Origin of the sequence: Duganella margarita (assembly GCF_009857535.1) — a bacterium.
In the GTDB taxonomy this organism is placed as follows: domain Bacteria; phylum Pseudomonadota; class Gammaproteobacteria; order Burkholderiales; family Burkholderiaceae_D; genus Rugamonas; species Rugamonas margarita.
The window spans coordinates 151,019-167,000 of record NZ_WWCS01000002.1 but is presented as its reverse complement, the minus strand read 5'-3'; the positions used below and the strand labels follow the sequence as shown (position 1 = coordinate 167,000).

Here is a 15,982-nt window from a genome sequence, read left to right as displayed (position 1 = left end):
TTAGTGACTTTCCTTGTTAGCTTGTTGCGACCCAATCAAATGCTGCACGACCCGCTCCATTTTCATGAATCGGGAGCCCTTGATTAATACAGTTGCATCAGGCGATGCCGCTGCTTCGACAGCAGCCAGCAAATCGCCAAAGTTTTCAAAATGACGAACATTTGCGCCGTGGATGTGCACAGCCAGTTCGCCTGTAACCAGCACCGTTTCGATGCCTTTTGTTTGCGCGTATGCGCCGACTTCTTCGTGGAACTCGCGGCCCTGCGTGCCGACTTCGCCCATATCGCCCAGCACCAGAATGCGCGGCGCGGCGGCTTTCGACAGCACGTCGATGGCGGCGCGCACCGAATCCGGATTGGCGTTGTAGGTGTCGTCGATGACCACCGAGCCGTTGGCGGCCTGCTTCTTCTGCAGGCGGCCGCTGACCGGCGCAAAGGTATCGAGTCCCAGCTTGATCTTTTCCAGCGGGATGCCGGCGGCGTAGGTGCACGCCACCGCAGCCAATGCGTTGCGCACGTTGTGCTCACCGGCCGCCTGCAGGCGGACGAAGAACTGCTGTGTATCGGCTTCGCTTTCGCAGATGGTGATGAACATCTCGCTGGCGAAATCGTCGGCGCGGAAGGTGCAGCTGACTTCTGCATCCTTGGTCAAGCCGAAGCGCAGCATGCGGCGGCCGGCCGACAGTTCTTCCCACACCGGCGTGAACTCGTCGCCATGCGGGAACACCGCGACGCCATCGGTCGGCAGCGCGGCCAGCACGGCGCCGTTTTCGCGCGCCACCGCTTCCACGGTGTGCATGAATTCCTGGTGTTCGCGCTGGGCGTTGTTGACCATGGCGATGTTGGCGCCGGCGATGGCGGCCAGGCGACCGATTTCGCCCGGATGGTTCATGCCCATCTCGATTACGGCCGACTGCTGGCTGGCTTCCATGCGGAACAGCGTCAGTGGCACGCCGATTTCGTTATTCAGATTGCCGCGCGTGGCCAGGCGGCCTTCCTCACCATGGGCGGCGGCCAGGATCGCGGAGATCATCTCCTTGACCGTGGTCTTGCCGTTGCTGCCGGTGACGCCGATGACCGGCATGCTGAACTGCTTGCGCCACCAGTTGGCGATCTGGCCCAGCGCCACCAGCGTATTCGGCACCACGACGGCCGGCAGCGAAAATCCTTCCGGCAGTTCTTCAACGATGACGGCGGCGACGCCCTTCTCCGCTGCCTGCGGCAGGAAGCTGTGGGCGTCGAACACTTCGCCGCGCAGGGCGACGAACAGATTGGCTGCGATGACGCTACGGCTGTCGGTGGAGACGCCGTTGAATACAACTTCGCCGTCACCCACAATGCGGGCGCCGGTCAGGGAAGGCAGAATTTGTGCGAGTGCTGCACGCATTAATTCGTCCTCATCATGGTTAAGCGGGCCGACAGCGCCAGTTGCGCGTGATCGGCGTCGGAGAATGGCAGCTTCTTGCCTTTGATTTCCTGGTACGGCTCGTGGCCTTTACCAGCCAGCAGGATCACGTCCGGCTTGGCCGCATGCTTGACTGCCGACAGGATGGCGCCAGCGCGGTCGTCCAGTGCCTGCACCGTCGATGCCGGATTGTTCTGGTCCATGCCGGCCAGGATCTGTTCGATGATCGAATGCGGATCTTCGCTGCGCGGATTGTCGCTGGTGACCAGCACATGGTCGGCCGCCTGCGCCAGCTTGCCCATCTGCGGACGCTTGCCCGGATCGCGGTCGCCGCCGCAGCCGAACACGCACCACAACTGGCCGCCACGGTCGGTGGCCACCGGACGCAGCGCAGCCAGGGTCTTCTCCAGCGCGTCCGGCGTGTGTGCGTAGTCGATGACGACCAGCGGCGCATCGTGGCCGCCCACTTGCTGCATGCGGCCCGGCGCCGGTTCCAGCGCTTCCACCGCTTCGATGGCGGCGCGCAGGCCGAGGCCCTTGGCCAACAGCGCGCCCATCACGCCCAGTGCATTACTGATATTGAAACCGCCCACCAGATGCGTGCGCACTTGCGCCACGCCCAGAGCGCACGCCAGATGGAATTCGGTGCCGCCGCTGCGGCCTGCGCGCAACTGGCTGGCGCGCAGTATCAGCACGCCGTCGATGTCGGGACGCGCGGTGCTGTCGTGCAGCGTGTAGCCGATCAGCGGGATCTCGCCGGCCAGTGGTGCGGCTTGGGCTTTCAGGTGATCGATGATGCGCACGCCGGCCGGATCGTCTAGATTGACGACGGCGGTTTTCAGGCCAGGCCACTGGAACAGTTTAAGCTTGGCCGCCTCGTAGGCTTCCATGGTGCCGTGATAGTCCAGGTGGTCGCGCGTCAGGTTGGTGAACAGCGCCACGTCAAAGCGCATGCCCGACAGGCGGCCCTGTTCCAGCCCTATGGACGAGGCTTCAATCGCCAGCGAGGTCGCGCCTTTGTCGCGCAGCTCCGCCAGCGAACGCGCCAGCAGCACTGCATCCGGCGTGGTGTAGCCGGTAACATCGTATTCCACTTCACCGCGCGGACGGAACACGCCCACGCCCAGCGTGCCGATGACGGCGGCCGGTTCACCGCCGCGCGACAGGGCCTGGCCCAGCCACACGGCGCTGGAGGTCTTGCCGTTGGTGCCGGTGACGGCCACGGTGAACATGCCGGCATCCGGCTGCGCATAGAAAGCGTTCGCGATGGCGCCCGCGTTCCTCTTCAAGTCCTCGACCGTCAGGTACGGCACGCTCCACTTGTCGTTCCACGTAAAGCCGGCCGGATCGAGCACGATCAGTGCTGCGCCCTGCTCGATGGCGCCGTCGATAAAGCTGCGGCCATCGGCGGCGTCGCCTGCGGCCGGCGCAAACGCAAAGAACACATCGCCCAGCTTGATGCGGCGCGAATCCGACGCCAGCTGCGCGCCTGGCGCCAGCTTGCGGATTGCGGCTGCAATAGCCAACGGGTCGAAAGTAGAAGTCGTCACATGTTCCCCTGTGCTGCAGATTCAGGAATGATGATATGGGTCAGGTCCGAGTCCGGCGCCACGTTCTTGGCGCGCAGCGCCTGGGCCGCCAGCGCCGAGAACACCGGACCGGCGACGTCGCCGCCGACGTGCACCGGACCACCCGGCTCGTCGATCATGACGGCAATGATGAAGCGCGGGTTGGACATCGGCGCCATGCCGATGAAGTTACCGATATATTTGGTTTGCGAGTAGCGGCCGTTTAACACCTTCTGCGCGGTGCCGGTCTTGCCGCCGACGCGATAGCCCGGTACCTGCGCCTTGACGGCGGAGCCGCCCGGCTGCGTCACCATTTCCAGCATCTCGCGCATTTCAGCCGCCGTCTTCGGGCTGACCACCGGCGTGCCATGCGGCGCCTCGCTCACTTTCTGGAACGACAGCGGAATGATGTCGCCGTCGCGGGCGAAGATCATGTAGGCACGCGCCAGCTGGATCAGCGATACCGAAATACCCTGGCCGAAACTCATATTGGCCTGCTCCACCGTGCGCCACAATTTATACGGACGCACGCGGCCCGCCACCGCGCCGGGGAAGCCCCACTTTGGCTGCTGGCCAAAACCGACCTTGGTGAACATCTCCCACATATCCTGCGCCGGCATGCCCAGCGCGATCTTCGAGGTGCCGATGTTGGACGACTTCTGGATGATGGTCTGCACGTCGATCAGGTAGTGCGGGTGCGTGTCGTGAATGATATGGCCGCCGATCAGCGCCGAGCCGGCGCCGGTGTCGAACATGGTGTGCGGCGTGATGCGCTTCTCGTCCAGCGCCAGGCCCACGGTGAACGGCTTCAGCGACGATCCCGGCTCGAAGGTGTCGGTCATCACGCGGTTGCGCAGCTGTTCGCCGGTGAGCTTGGAGCGGTCGTTCGGGTTGTAGGTTGGCCAGTTGGCCAGCGCCAGCACTTCGCCGGTGTGCACGTCCAGCACCACGGCGGCGCCGGCCTTGGCGTGGAACTTCTCCACCGCGTCTTTCACCTGCGTGAAAGCGATGTACTGGATCTTGCTGTCGATCGATAGCGTCAGGTCCTTGCCGTCGTGCGGCTCGCGCACCGACTCGATATCTTCAACGATGTGGCCGAGGCGGTCCTTGATCACGCGGCGGCTGCCGGTCACCCCTTGCAGGGTTTTCTGCTGCGCCAGCTCCATCGATTCCTGGCCCTGGTCCTCCACGTTGGTAAAGCCCACCACGTGGGTGGTCACTTCACCCTGCGGGTAGAAGCGCTTGTATTCCTTGCGGGTCTGGATGCCGTCGATGTCCAGCTTCGCGATCTGGTCGGACACGTCCTGCTCCACCTGGCGTTTCAGGTAGACGAAGCTGCGGTCCGAGTCGAGTTTTTTCTGCAGTTCGGCATCCGTCATGTCGAGCAGCCTGGCCAGCTGTTTCAGCTTGGCCGGCGGCGCTTCCTGCACGTCTTCCGGGATCGCCCAGATGGCCTTGACCGGCACCGACGATGCCAGCACCTGGCCGTCGCGGTCCGTGATCTTGCCGCGCGTGGCCGGCAGTTCCAGCGTGTGCATATAGCGGCTGGCGCCCTGTTTTTGCAGGAACTGGGTCGACACGCCCTGCAACCACAGCGCGCGCACGCCCAGCGCCACGAAGGCGGCGAACAATACGAACAGCACCACGCGCGAACGCCAGGTTGGCAGACGCACTGCCAGCACTGGACTCTTGGAGAAGGCCACGCCTTTGGCGGCGGCCACGCGGGAGGTGTTCACATTGTTGGAGCGGCTCATTTTGCTGGCTCCGGCGTCAGGTATTGGGTGCGCGCGGCGGTCAGCTGCGTCATGTTCAGATCGCGGCGCGCGATTTCTTCAATCCGCGCGTGCTTGCCCAGCGTCGACTGGTCCAGCTGAAACTGGGCCCACTCGATGTCCAGCTGACGCGCCTGCGTCTGCGCGCGTTCCAGCTCGATGAACAGATGACGCGCCTGGTACTGCGCGTTGACCAGCGACAGGCCGCACGCGACCAGCAACGCCGTCAACACCAGGTTGATCTTGCCGCTCATGCAGCCTCCGCATCCACAGGAATCGGCAGGCGGCGCGCCACGCGCATCACCGCCGAACGGGCGCGCGGATTGGCGTCGACTTCCGCATCGGATGGCTTGATCTTGGCCAGCAGCTTGAGTTCCGGCTGCGGCAGGTCCACCGCGCGGATCGGCAGGCGGCGGTCAGGCTGCTCGACATTGGCCTTGGACGCAAAGAAGCGCTTTACCATGCGGTCTTCCAGCGAGTGGAAGCTGATGATGGCGATAATTCCGCCCGGCGCCAGGCTGGCGTAAGCCTGGGTCAGACCGACTTCAAGGTCTTCAAGCTCTTTATTGATGAAAATCCGGATAGCCTGAAATGTGCGGGTTGCCGGATCCTTGCCCTTTTCCCGAGTCTTGACCGCGCCTGCCACGATGCCGGCAAGCTGTCGTGTGGTTGAAATTGGCTCGACTGCCCTGCGAGCAACAATCGCCTTTGCAATCTGAAAAGCAAACCGTTCTTCCCCATATTCCTTTATCACCTTTTCCAGTGTCTGTTCGTTTTCAGTGGCGAGCCACTCCGCCGCCGACATGCCGCGCGTGGTGTCCATGCGCATGTCGAGCGGGCCGTCGTTGCGGAAACTGAAGCCGCGCGCGGCGTCGTCCACCTGCGGCGACGAGATGCCCAGGTCGAGCAGGATGCCGTCCACCTGGTCCACGCCGTTGGCCGCCAGCGACTCGCGCATGGTGGCAAAGCTGTCGTGCACGATGGTGAAGCGCGGGTCGTTGATTTGTTCGGCGGTGGCGATGGCCTGCGGATCCTTGTCGAACGCCACCAGGCGCGCCTTGGCGCCCAGTTTGGACAGGATCAAACGCGAGTGGCCGCCGCGGCCGAAGGTGCCGTCGACGAACACGCCGTCGGCGCGCGCGCCGGCCAGCGCCAGCGCATCGACTGCTTCGTCTAGCAGCACCGTGCGATGCTGGAATTCAGGCACCGTTGTCGTGGTCATGAAATGGGGCCTTAGAAGGAGAAATTGGCAAGTACATCAGGGGTGCCGGCCTCCAGGGCCTGCTGCTCTTTTTCCGCCATCTTGGCGGTGTCCCAGATCTCGAAGTGAGAGCCCATGCCCATCATCATCACCTCTTTGTCCAGGCCGACGGCGGCGCGGAGTTCGGGCGAAATGAGGATGCGGCCGGCGGTGTCCATTTCCACGTCGGTGGCGTAACCGAGGAAAATGCGTTGCCAGGCGCGCGCTTGCAGGGGCCAGGCGGAGATCTGTTGACGGTGTTGTTCCCACACAGGACGGGGAAACAGCATGACGCAGCCGTCGGGATGGCGCGTCAGGGTGAGGCGGCCTTCACACTGGATCGACAGCGCGTCACGGTGCTTGGCAGGGATGGACATCCTGCCTTTGGCATCGAGATTGATTGCGGACGCGCCTTGAAACACGTGATTACCTTTTGACCTCAGTATGGTTAGCGGAGCATGAAACTATGACCATTCGTATTTCATCTCCCCTGTCCGCTAAGTCAGGCAAAATTTCCCACAAAAAGACACTTTTTCACACAGATGCCCACTTTAGAGGATGCACGAATGGTGGTCAAGCGCTTTCAGCCAATCGAAACAGCGATTTTAGTAATGAAATTAAGGACTTAGCGCGATTCCTTGAAGCCAGCTAGAAACAAAATAGTTCAATAAATTAAGTACTTATGTCAGGTTGTGAAGGTGACACTTCATCTATACCCATGTGTTTTGCGTAAAAATTATGCGGTTAAAAATAGTGATCTAAATGCATAAAGTTGCAAACCGCCAACATTGCAGTAGCAAATTGACAAGCAGGGAATCGGCAGGGGAAATACGCGGGATAGAGACGAGAAGCGCATCAACAGCGCGCTTACGCGGAATGAGGGAACCTTCACAAAACACACGCAACCAACTCAACTTTACTTCATGGCAACACCGACAGCGCAACTTGTCTATACAAATTTTGCGGCGCATCAACGCTATTATACGCGCTGAAAATCGTCCCAAACAGGGTCGCCGGCAAACGCGCTGGCCAGGTAATCGACAAAGCTGCGCACCTTGGACGGCAAGTGGCGGGCGCTCGGATAAATCGCCTGCACCACCAGTTCCTCCGGCACGTACGCCGGCAACAGTTGCACCAGCCTGCCCTCGGCGATCGCGGGACCGAACGCAAACGTCGGGCCGTAGGCGATGCCCAGGCCGGCGACGGCCATCGCCAGCAGCAGCTGCATATTGTTGGCTTGGGCCCGCAGCGGCCCGGCGATGGTGTGCCCCTGCCGGGCGGCGTTGGTGATGCTCCAGTCGCCGGCGGTGACCGCGCCGCTGAAGGCCAGGCGTGGCGCATCGCGCAGATCGGCTGGAGTGTGCGGCGTGCCGTGCGTTGCCAGCCAAGACGGCGCGGCGCACAACACCATGCGGCATGGCGCCAGCCGGCGCGCCACCAGCCCGGAATCCGGCAGGCGGCCGATGCGGATGGCGACGTCGATGCCGGCCGTGTGCAGGTCGGTGTAGTGGTCGTCCAGGATCACTTCGGCCGTCACCTGATCGTGCTGGGCCAGAAAGCCGGCCACCACGTCGCCCATGTGCAAGGCGCCGAAGCTGACCGGCGCGGCGATGCGCAGCCGGCCGCGCAGGGTGGCGGCGTTGTCGCTGGCTTCCCGGTTGGCCTCATCAAACTCTTCCAGGATACGTTTGCAGCGCGCGTAGTAGGCCTGCCCGGCCTCGGTGATGCTCAGGCTGCGCGTGCTGCGCTGGAGCAGGCGCACGCCGAGCTCAGCCTCCAGCCCGCCAAGGTATTTGCCCGCCATCGACGCCGACAGGCCGAACTTGCGCCCGGCCGCCACCAGGCTCCCCTCTTCCACTGCCGCCACAAAAACGGAGATACAGGCAAAACGGTCCACGGCAACTCCATTCGATCATATTACGATCGATTTATGATAAAGATATAGGGATTATCACGGCATTTGCGCGAATCTACAATGAGCGGCCAGTTATCCATAAAGGAGTATCGCCATGCATATCACCGTCAACAACATCCGGCTTCACGTCAGCGAACAAAGCGGCAAAGGGCCCGCGCTGGTCTTCCTGCACTACTGGGGCGGCTCGTCGCGCACCTGGCAGGCGGTGATCGACGCCCTGCCCGCCGGCCATCACACCATTGCCCCCGACCTGCGCGGCTGGGGCGATTCCGACGCGGCGGAGAACAACGCCTACGCCCTGACCGACTTCGCCGCCGACATCGAGCACCTGATTGCCGCGCTGGCGCTCAAACAGTACGTGCTGATCGGCCACTCCATGGGTGGCAAGATCGCCCAGTTGCTGGCGTCGCGCCGGCCGCCAGGATTGATGGGATTGGTGCTGGTCGCGCCAGCGCCGCCGACCCCGCTGGCGCTGGCGCCGGAAGCGCGCGCCGCGATGGAAAGCGCCTACAACTCGGCCGAGTCGGTGAGCATGAGCATCGACCACATGCTGACCGCCAAGCCGCTCAGCGCCAGCCAGCGTGAGCAGGTTATCGATGACAGCCTGCGCGGCGCCCCGCAAGCGCGCATTGCATGGCCAAACTACACCAGCCGCAAGGACATCAGCAATGAGGTAAGGAAGATCGCCGTGCCGACCCTCGTCATTGCCGGGGAACAGGATAAGGTCGATCCGGTGGAAGTCTTGCAGGCGGAAGTGCTGTCGCGCATTCCCCAAGCGACGCTGCGCGTGCTGCCCGGCACAGGCCACCTGTCGCCGCTGGAATCGCCGCAGGGCGTTGCCGAGGCAATCGACCACTTCCTTGCCTCGCTGGGCTGATTCAGTTTTCCCAATCCTTGGAGCGCTCGACGGCGCGCGACCACTTGGCCAGTAATTCCGCGCGGCGGTCGGCGCTCATGGCCGGCTCGAAGCGGCGCTCGCAAATCCATTGGGCGGCGATTTCTTCCTGCGTTTCCCAGAAGCCGACCGCCAGGCCGGCCAGATAGGCGGCGCCGAGGGCGGTGGTTTCGGTCACTTTCGGCCGCACCACCTGCACGCCCAGCAAGTCGGCCTGGAATTGCATCAGCAGGTCGTTGCGGGCGGCGCCGCCGTCGGCGCGCACTTCGGTCAGCGGCAGCGAAGCGTCCTTTTGCATTGCCGCCATCAGCTCGGCGCTCTGGTAGGCGATGGCTTCCAGCGCGGCGCGGGCGATGTGGGCGCGCGTGCTGCCACGGCTCAGTCCAAACAGCGCCCCACGCGCGTAAGCGTCCCAGTGCGGCGCGCCGAGGCCGACGAAAGCCGGCACCATGAACACGCCGTCGCTGTCCGGCACGCTGGCTGCCAGCGCCTCGACCTCTGAAGACGATTTGATGATGCCCAGTCCGTCACGCAACCACTGCACCGTGGCGCCGCCCATAAAGACGCTGCCCTCCAGCAGATAATCAGTCGCGCCATCGACGCGCCAGCCCACCGTGGTCAGCAAGCGGTTGTGCGAGGCCACCGGATGCCGTCCCAGATGCATCAGCATGAAGCAGCCAGTGCCGTAGGTATTCTTGACCATGCCCGGCTGATGGCAGGCCTGGCCGAAGGTGGCCGCCTGCTGGTCGCCGGCGATCCCAGCCACCGGTATCGGCGCGCCGAACAGATTGGCATGCGTGTTGCCCACTTCCTCGCTGGACGAGACGATCTGAGGCAGCACCTGCTCGGGAATATCGAACAGGTGCAGCAGGTCATAATCCCAGCGCATCAAATGGATGTTGAACAGCATGGTGCGCGACGCATTGCTGACGTCGGTCACATGCTGGCCAGTCAGCTTGTACACCAGCCAGCTGTCGACCGTGCCGAACGCCAGCCCGCCCTGCCGCGCCTTTTCGCGCGCGCCCGGCACGTGATCCAGCAGCCATTTCAGCTTGGTGGCGGAGAAGTAGGCATCCAGTTCCAGCCCGGAGATGTCGGTAATTTTCCTGGCCTTGCCGTCGGCGCGCAAGGCGTCGCAGATATCGGCCGTGCGGCGGTCCTGCCAGACGATGGCCGGGGCGATCGGCTCGCCGGTCTTGCGGTCCCACACCACGGTGGTCTCACGCTGGTTGGTGACGCCGATGGCCAGCACGTCATGCGCATTGACATGGTTATCGGCCAGCACCTTGCGGGCCACCGCCAACTGGCTCAGCCAGATGTCATGCGGGTCGTGCTCGACCCAGCCGGGATGGGGGAAATGCTGGGGAAATTCCTGCGCCGCGCAGCCACAAATCTGGCCCTGGTGGTCAAACAGAATGGCGCGCGAACTGGTCGTACCCTGGTCCAGGGCAAGAATGTATTTTTTCATCGCGAAAAAATGGTTGTTAGTTGAAGCAAGCCGATAGGCCGGATTTTGTTACGGCGCAGGCGAACCTGCGCTATGACAGCCATTCCTCTAGGCGCTGGATTACTCCAGCGCTCAAGCTTCCTACCCGCACGCTCCGCGAGCAGCATCATCGCGTGCCTATTTGGAATTGCACCAGGTGGAGGTTACCGCGTTTCACCGTAACTTAATACGCTCGTCTCTGTGGCCCTATTCCTCGCCTTATATCCCGTGAGGGACTTTCAGCGGACGGCCGTTAACCGTCACCCCGCTCTATGGAGTCCGGACCTTCCTCCCGTCAGGCATTACACGCTGACCAGCGGCTGTCTGGCTTGCTTCGGGCGCTATTGTACCAGTCCGCGCCTGCAAATCTGAAATTTGGTGTCGCCATTGCCAAAGCAGCGCGTCCGGCGCCGCCGTAGAATGCCGTGATACCTTCACCGCAAAAGGCTCACCACAATGACGCAACCATCCCGCACCGGCGGCCAGATCCTGGTCGACGCCCTGAAGATCCACGGCGTGGACACCGCTTTCGGCGTCCCCGGCGAAAGCTACCTGGACGTGCTCGACGCCCTGCACGATTCCGCCATCCGCTTCATCATCAACCGCCAGGAAGGCGGCGCCGCCTTCATGGCCGACGCCTACGGCAAGATGACCGGCAAGCCAGGCATCTGCTTCGTCACCCGCGGCCCCGGCGCCACCAATGCCTCGATCGGCGTGCACACCGCGTTCCAGGATTCGACGCCGATGATTTTGTTCATCGGCCAGGTCGGCAGCGACTTCATCGACCGCGAAGCGTTCCAGGAAATCGACTACCGCCGCATGTACGGCCAGATGGCCAAGTGGGTGACGCAGATCGACCGCGCCGACCGCATGCCGGAATACATCGCGCGCGCCTTCCAGATCGCCACCAGCGGCCGGCCCGGCCCGGTGGTGCTGGCGCTGCCGGAGGATATGCTGACCACCAGGGCCAGCGTGGCCGACACCCGCTGCTACCAGCCGGTGCAAGCCTCGCCGTCCGCCGCGCAGATCGACACCGTGCGCGGCCTGCTGGCCGGCGCCAAAAAACCGCTGCTACTGCTGGGCGGCGGCGGCTGGAACGCCCAAGCCTGCGCCGACATTCAGCGCTTTGCCGAAGCCAATCAGCTGCCGGTCAGCTGCGCCTTCCGCTTCCAGGATTTGCTGGACAATGAACACCCGCAGTACATCGGCGATGTCGGCATCGGCATCAATCCCAAGCTGGCGGCGCGCGTGCGCGAAGCCGACGTCATCCTCGCCATCGGCCCGCGCCTGGGCGAGATGACCACCAGCGGCTACGCCCTGCTGCAAGCGCCAGTGCCGGCGCAGCGCCTGATCCACGTGCATGCGGATGCCGAGGAACTGGGCAGCGTCTACCAGGCGGAAGTGATGATCAACAGCGGCATGCCGCAGATGGCGGCGATGCTGGCGGCCATGCAGCCGGTCGACGCCGGCGCCTGGCAGCACACGGTGGCCGAAGCGCGCGCCGAGCTGAAAGACTGGCAGCAGCAGCCGGCCATCTTCAAGGACGGCAAGGCGCCGCTGGACCTGTGGCAAGTGGTGCAGCAGATCGACCAGCTGGCGCCGCATGACACCATCGTCACCAACGGCGCCGGCAACTACGCCACCTGGGCGCACCGTTTCCACCGCTACGGCGGCATGCGCACGCAGCTGGCGCCGACCAGCGGCGCCATGGGCTACAGCGTGCCGGCCGGCGTCGCCGCCAAGATCATCGATCCGTCGCGCACCGTGATCACCTTTGCCGGCGACGGCGAATATATGATGAACGGCCAGGAACTGGCGACGGCGGTGCAGTATCAGGCGGGCGTGATCATCATCGTGTTCAACAACGCCATGTTCGGCACCATCCGTATGCACCAGGAACGCGAGTATCCGGGCCGCGTGTCGGGCACCACGCTGCGCAATCCGGATTTTGCCGCGCTGTCGGTGGCCTATGGCGGCACGGGTGAAGTGGTGACGAAGACCGAGGAATTCGCGCCGGCACTGGAACGCGCACTGGCGCACACGCGCGCGAACAACCTGCCGGCGCTGATCGAGCTGCGCTACGACGGCAACCTGATCACGCCGGGCGCCACGCTGGAGACCATCCGCCAGCAAGCGGCAGCGGCGCAGGCCGCCAAAGCGGCTCAATCATAAGCCGGCGGTAGTGGTGGAGCCGCTGTCCAGCAGCGGCTTGTCTTCTTTTTTTTCCTTCTGCGGCTTGGGCACAGGGCAGGCACGGCACACGCCGGCCTTGCGGCCGAAGTCCGTCACCAGCTGCAAGCGCATCGGCACCGCCTCATCGCCGCAATAGCCGCCATCCAGCACCAGCGTCTTGCCGCCGTCGGCCAGCTTGCCGCTGATGGTGCGCTCGTCTTCGTCCGGCGGGCGCACGGTGAAGTACAGCTGCTGGCCGCGCGGATCAATCGTCACGTCGCTGGCCACCACCGGCCAGCTCAGGCCGCCTGCGGTATATTCATACAGAATCGTGTCCACCTCGGCAAAGCGCTGCAGCGTGATGCGCTGGCCGCCGAATTCGCCGCTGTCGGCATGGATGCATAAATCGGAAAACACCAGCATGCCGTAGCGCGGCAGCATGCCGGGCTTTTTGCTTGTCTTGGGGGCGGCCAGCACGGCGCAGGAGGCCAGCAGGATGGCGCCGGCAAACAGGGCACGTCGTGTCATTGTGATCGCTTTCGGAAATGAACAACGGCTGCACAAGGCAGCCGTTGTTGAATCTAAACCTGAATAATCAGATTAGAACGAGTGTTTCAGACCCAAGTTGAAGGCCTTGTCGCCGGTGCCGGCTTCGGTGTTGTTACCAACGGTGTAACCTGCGCCGTTTTTGTTTTTGATTTTAGCGTAAGCAACGTAGGTGCTGGTGCGCTTCGACAGAGCGTAGTTGTAACCGATGGCCCACTGGTCAGCGTCACGGTTGAACGACTCTTTGTCGTTTTTACGGATGTACGAAGCCATCACGGTGCCGGCTTCCGACACTGGCGCGGTCAGACCGACCAGAGCGTCCTGGCTGTCAGCGCTTTGGGCGAAGGTGTAACCGAACGCGTTGGTGGTTGCGGTTGCGCTAGCTGCGCCGTTGATTGGTGCCGAACCCTGGCCTTTGTCTTTCGAGAAGGCAGCGAACACTTTCACTACTTTGAAGTCGTAGTTAGCAGCGATCAGCGAGTTGTGGCCAACACCGGCGGTTTTCAGTACCGAGGTGTCGTTGTTTTTCATGTTGTAAGCAACAGCAACGTTCAGAGGACCGTTTTTGTAACCCAGCGAGCCGCCAACTTGACGGGCAGCCGATGCGTCGCCTTGCTGTTCGCCCAGGCTGTAGGAAACAGCGCCGCTGAAGCCGTTCAGGTCAGGGGTTTTGTACACAACAGCGTTCGAGTTGCGGGTCATGTAGCTGGCAACTGGGAACAGGTTTTTAGCGGTACCAGCGTAGCCCATGGCGAATGGATCACCAACGTCGCGCAGGGTTTCGTAGTACGGAGTGTACTGGCGACCCAGGGTCAGCGAACCAGCGGTTTTCGACGACAGGCCAACATAGGCTTCACGGTTGAACAGCGCGCTGTTGGTGTTGTCCAGGGTGCCGTCGTCAACTTTAACGCCGGTTTCCAGTTTGAAGATAGCGCTCAGACCGCCGCCCAGATCTTCAGTACCTTTGAAACCGATACGCGATGCCGAAGCTGCGCCGCTGGTCACTTTGGTGACGTTGCCTTGGGCGCCGCCACGTTCTGCGGTGATGCCAGCATCCAGGATGCCGTAGATGGTGACGTTCGACTGAGCGAATGCTGCGGAGCTGGTTGCTGCCAGTACGGCGATAGCGATAAGGGATTTTTTCATTACGTGTTTCCTTCAGTTGTGTTGCTGTAAAAATAAGCCAGTAGTGCGGCGTGTTCGGTGCTTCACGGCTTGTGCCGTTGTGTGCGTGAGGGCAAACTCCCCAGCTGCCACTGTGTGCCCCAATCATGGGACACGTTCACTTGCGGCCGATCAATCTACGCCGGCTATTATCGCAGCGCCCTCATGGGGCGCCGGAGGCGGCACTATACTGATGCTAAGAAACTTCAACAAGTGTAAAACCATTCATGCTGAACCGTCTGCATACTTGTCTGTTTTTCAAAGCAGCGGCATTTTACCGCATCGCAATATTTCCTGCCGATCAAGCGAAACAGGCCGAGTTTTCCGCACGATGAACACGGTGTGTGCCACTTCTTCGTCGGACCAAGTAAAAATAGCCACATTGCTATTTCTGACGCTATTTTATACTGAACCACCGCCACACTCCTCTCTACCAAATGGTAATAAGCTAACAATTCCTGACTTTGTTCGGTGATTTTCTCAAGCAAAATAGGCCACAAACCAACTTTGCTCCTAGCATTACAGCTTTATTTGTGTAGTAAATTTTGTAAAAAGCGCAGGAAGTTGCATGACGTTACCGAATTGTAAGAAATTGCTACCTGTTGTATTCAGGAGACATATCGGTGCAGTTTTTTGCACCATTGCACGCTTTTGGTGCATGAAATCGATTCATTGAATGGCAATTTTGCCCCCCGTGCCCATCAAAAACACAGGTAAAATGCGCTGGCGCACCCTGCCCCCGTGCAGCTTGTTTATATCTGATGACTAATAAAGTTACCCCACAACTCGTTCCCAGCAGTATCAGCGACGTCGAACGCGACACCGGCGTGGCCAAGGAAACCCTGCGCGTGTGGGAACGCCGCTACGACTTTCCGCAACCGCTGCGCGATCTTAACGGCGAACGGGTCTACCCGATCGAACAGGTGCAAAAGCTGCGTCTGATCAAGCGGCTGCTGGATCTGGGCTTCCGCCCCGGCAAGGTGATTCAATACAGCACCGACGAATTGCAGCAACTGAGCAGCAAGGCCAGCGGCAAGGGCGACGCGCCGTCGGCGCCGGCGCCGGAACTGCAGACCTACCTGGATTTATGCAAAAGCCACCAAATGGAGACGCTGCGCCGCCGGCTGTCGCAGGCGCTGCTGATGATGGGACTGAAAAGTTTCGTGATCGAACTGGTGGCGCCGCTCACCACGCTGATCGGCGAGGCCTGGGCCAGCGGCCAGCTGGCCACGTTTGAAGAACATTTATATACCGAGTCGCTGACGGTGGTGATGCGCAGCGCGATCTTTGCCATGCCGCAGGCCAGTCAGGGCAATCCGGGCGCACCGCGCATTCTGCTGACGACTTTGCCCCAGGAACGCCACGGCCTGGGCTTGCTGATGGCCGAGGCGATGTGCGTGGCCGAAGGCGCGCACTGCATTTCGCTGGGCGTGCAGACGCCGCTGCTGGATATCGTGGAAGCGGCGCGCGCGCAACGGGTGGACATCATTGCGCTGTCGTTCTCGGTGGCGATGAATCCGCGCCAGGCGCTCGATGGCCTGGCCGAACTGCATGCCCGTCTGGCCGGCTGCGCCGACCTGTGGGCCGGCGGCGCCAATGCCGCGCTCAAGCGCCGGCGACCGCCGTACGTGCGGGTGTTCGATCTGGCGGGCCTGGCGGGCGCGATTGCCGAGTGGCGCGCGCGTGCCGCAATCTTGGCCGCTGGCTAGTACCCCGCACTCCGATCCGTCGCGGGGTCTGACCCGTACGGGTCAGACCCCTGTGCTTTGGCCTTGCGGGGTGGCGCTCTGGTAAAATAGGCAAATTCCCGTGCTGGCCAG

Annotated in this window: 13 protein-coding genes and 1 other RNA gene; 3 read left to right on the top strand and 11 right to left on the bottom strand. The window is 62.3% G+C overall.

Annotated features, from left to right (window positions below):
- The 7 genes from GTP55_RS03310 to GTP55_RS03280 form a co-directional block, all read right to left on the bottom strand.
- Positions 1-1,386 carry a UDP-N-acetylmuramoyl-tripeptide--D-alanyl-D-alanine ligase gene (locus GTP55_RS03310; protein WP_161043558.1) on the bottom strand — a complete coding sequence of 462 codons (1,386 nt, stop codon included), beginning with the start codon at positions 1,384-1,386 and terminating at the stop codon, positions 1-3.
- A complete protein-coding gene (locus GTP55_RS03305; RefSeq protein ID WP_161043557.1) occupies positions 1,386-2,954 on the bottom strand; it encodes a UDP-N-acetylmuramoyl-L-alanyl-D-glutamate--2,6-diaminopimelate ligase in 1,569 nt (522 codons plus the stop codon). The genes GTP55_RS03310 and GTP55_RS03305 overlap by 1 nt, the downstream gene beginning before the upstream one ends.
- The gene (locus tag GTP55_RS03300) at positions 2,951-4,726 is read right to left on the bottom strand and encodes a peptidoglycan D,D-transpeptidase FtsI family protein (RefSeq protein WP_161043556.1); all 1,776 of its coding nucleotides are present in this window, start codon (positions 4,724-4,726) and stop codon (positions 2,951-2,953) included. Before GTP55_RS03300 ends, GTP55_RS03305 begins: the two co-directional genes overlap by 4 nt.
- Positions 4,723-4,998: a cell division protein FtsL gene (gene ftsL, locus GTP55_RS03295; protein WP_110847275.1), complete on the bottom strand. Its 276-nt coding sequence runs from the start codon at positions 4,996-4,998 to the stop codon at positions 4,723-4,725. Before ftsL ends, GTP55_RS03300 begins: the two co-directional genes overlap by 4 nt.
- Positions 4,995-5,966, bottom strand: a complete 972-nt coding sequence (gene rsmH / locus GTP55_RS03290; RefSeq protein WP_161043555.1) for a 16S rRNA (cytosine(1402)-N(4))-methyltransferase RsmH — start codon at positions 5,964-5,966, stop codon at positions 4,995-4,997. Before rsmH ends, ftsL begins: the two co-directional genes overlap by 4 nt.
- 11 nt (positions 5,967-5,977) lie before the next feature.
- The gene (gene mraZ / locus GTP55_RS03285) at positions 5,978-6,406 is read right to left on the bottom strand and encodes a division/cell wall cluster transcriptional repressor MraZ (protein ID WP_161043554.1); all 429 of its coding nucleotides are present in this window, start codon (positions 6,404-6,406) and stop codon (positions 5,978-5,980) included.
- A 557-nt stretch (positions 6,407-6,963) separates the two neighbouring features.
- Positions 6,964-7,881, bottom strand: coding sequence for a LysR family transcriptional regulator (locus GTP55_RS03280; RefSeq protein ID WP_161043553.1), 918 nt, complete (start codon positions 7,879-7,881; stop codon positions 6,964-6,966).
- 112 nt (positions 7,882-7,993) lie between these two features.
- On the opposite strand from GTP55_RS03280, the gene GTP55_RS03275 reads away from it, so the two are divergent.
- Positions 7,994-8,776, top strand: a complete 783-nt coding sequence (locus GTP55_RS03275) for an alpha/beta fold hydrolase (protein WP_161043552.1) — start codon at positions 7,994-7,996, stop codon at positions 8,774-8,776.
- A 1-nt stretch (position 8,777) separates the two neighbouring features.
- Here GTP55_RS03275 and glpK read toward each other — a convergent pair whose 3' ends face one another.
- Together glpK and rnpB are read right to left on the bottom strand one after the other, a co-directional pair.
- A complete protein-coding gene (gene glpK / locus GTP55_RS03270; protein ID WP_161043551.1) occupies positions 8,778-10,262 on the bottom strand; it encodes a glycerol kinase GlpK in 1,485 nt (494 codons plus the stop codon).
- A gap of 18 nt (positions 10,263-10,280) precedes the next feature.
- Positions 10,281-10,616: RNase P RNA component class A (gene rnpB, locus GTP55_RS03265), an RNA gene on the bottom strand.
- Between the two features lie 120 nt (positions 10,617-10,736).
- On the opposite strand from rnpB, the gene GTP55_RS03260 reads away from it, so the two are divergent.
- Positions 10,737-12,452: a thiamine pyrophosphate-binding protein gene (locus tag GTP55_RS03260; RefSeq protein ID WP_161043550.1), complete on the top strand. Its 1,716-nt coding sequence runs from the start codon at positions 10,737-10,739 to the stop codon at positions 12,450-12,452.
- Here the strand turns inward: GTP55_RS03260 and GTP55_RS03255 are convergent.
- Together GTP55_RS03255 and GTP55_RS03250 are read right to left on the bottom strand one after the other, a co-directional pair.
- Complete coding sequence (locus GTP55_RS03255; protein WP_202423513.1) at positions 12,447-12,980, bottom strand: hypothetical protein; 534 nt, start codon at positions 12,978-12,980, stop codon at positions 12,447-12,449. The genes GTP55_RS03260 and GTP55_RS03255 overlap by 6 nt on opposite strands.
- Positions 12,981-13,052: 72 nt before the next feature.
- Positions 13,053-14,144: a porin gene (locus tag GTP55_RS03250; RefSeq protein WP_161043549.1), complete on the bottom strand. Its 1,092-nt coding sequence runs from the start codon at positions 14,142-14,144 to the stop codon at positions 13,053-13,055.
- Between the two features lie 779 nt (positions 14,145-14,923).
- On the opposite strand from GTP55_RS03250, the gene GTP55_RS03245 reads away from it, so the two are divergent.
- A complete protein-coding gene (locus GTP55_RS03245; RefSeq protein ID WP_161043548.1) occupies positions 14,924-15,871 on the top strand; it encodes a MerR family transcriptional regulator in 948 nt (315 codons plus the stop codon).
- Positions 15,872-15,982: the final 111 nt, after the last annotated feature.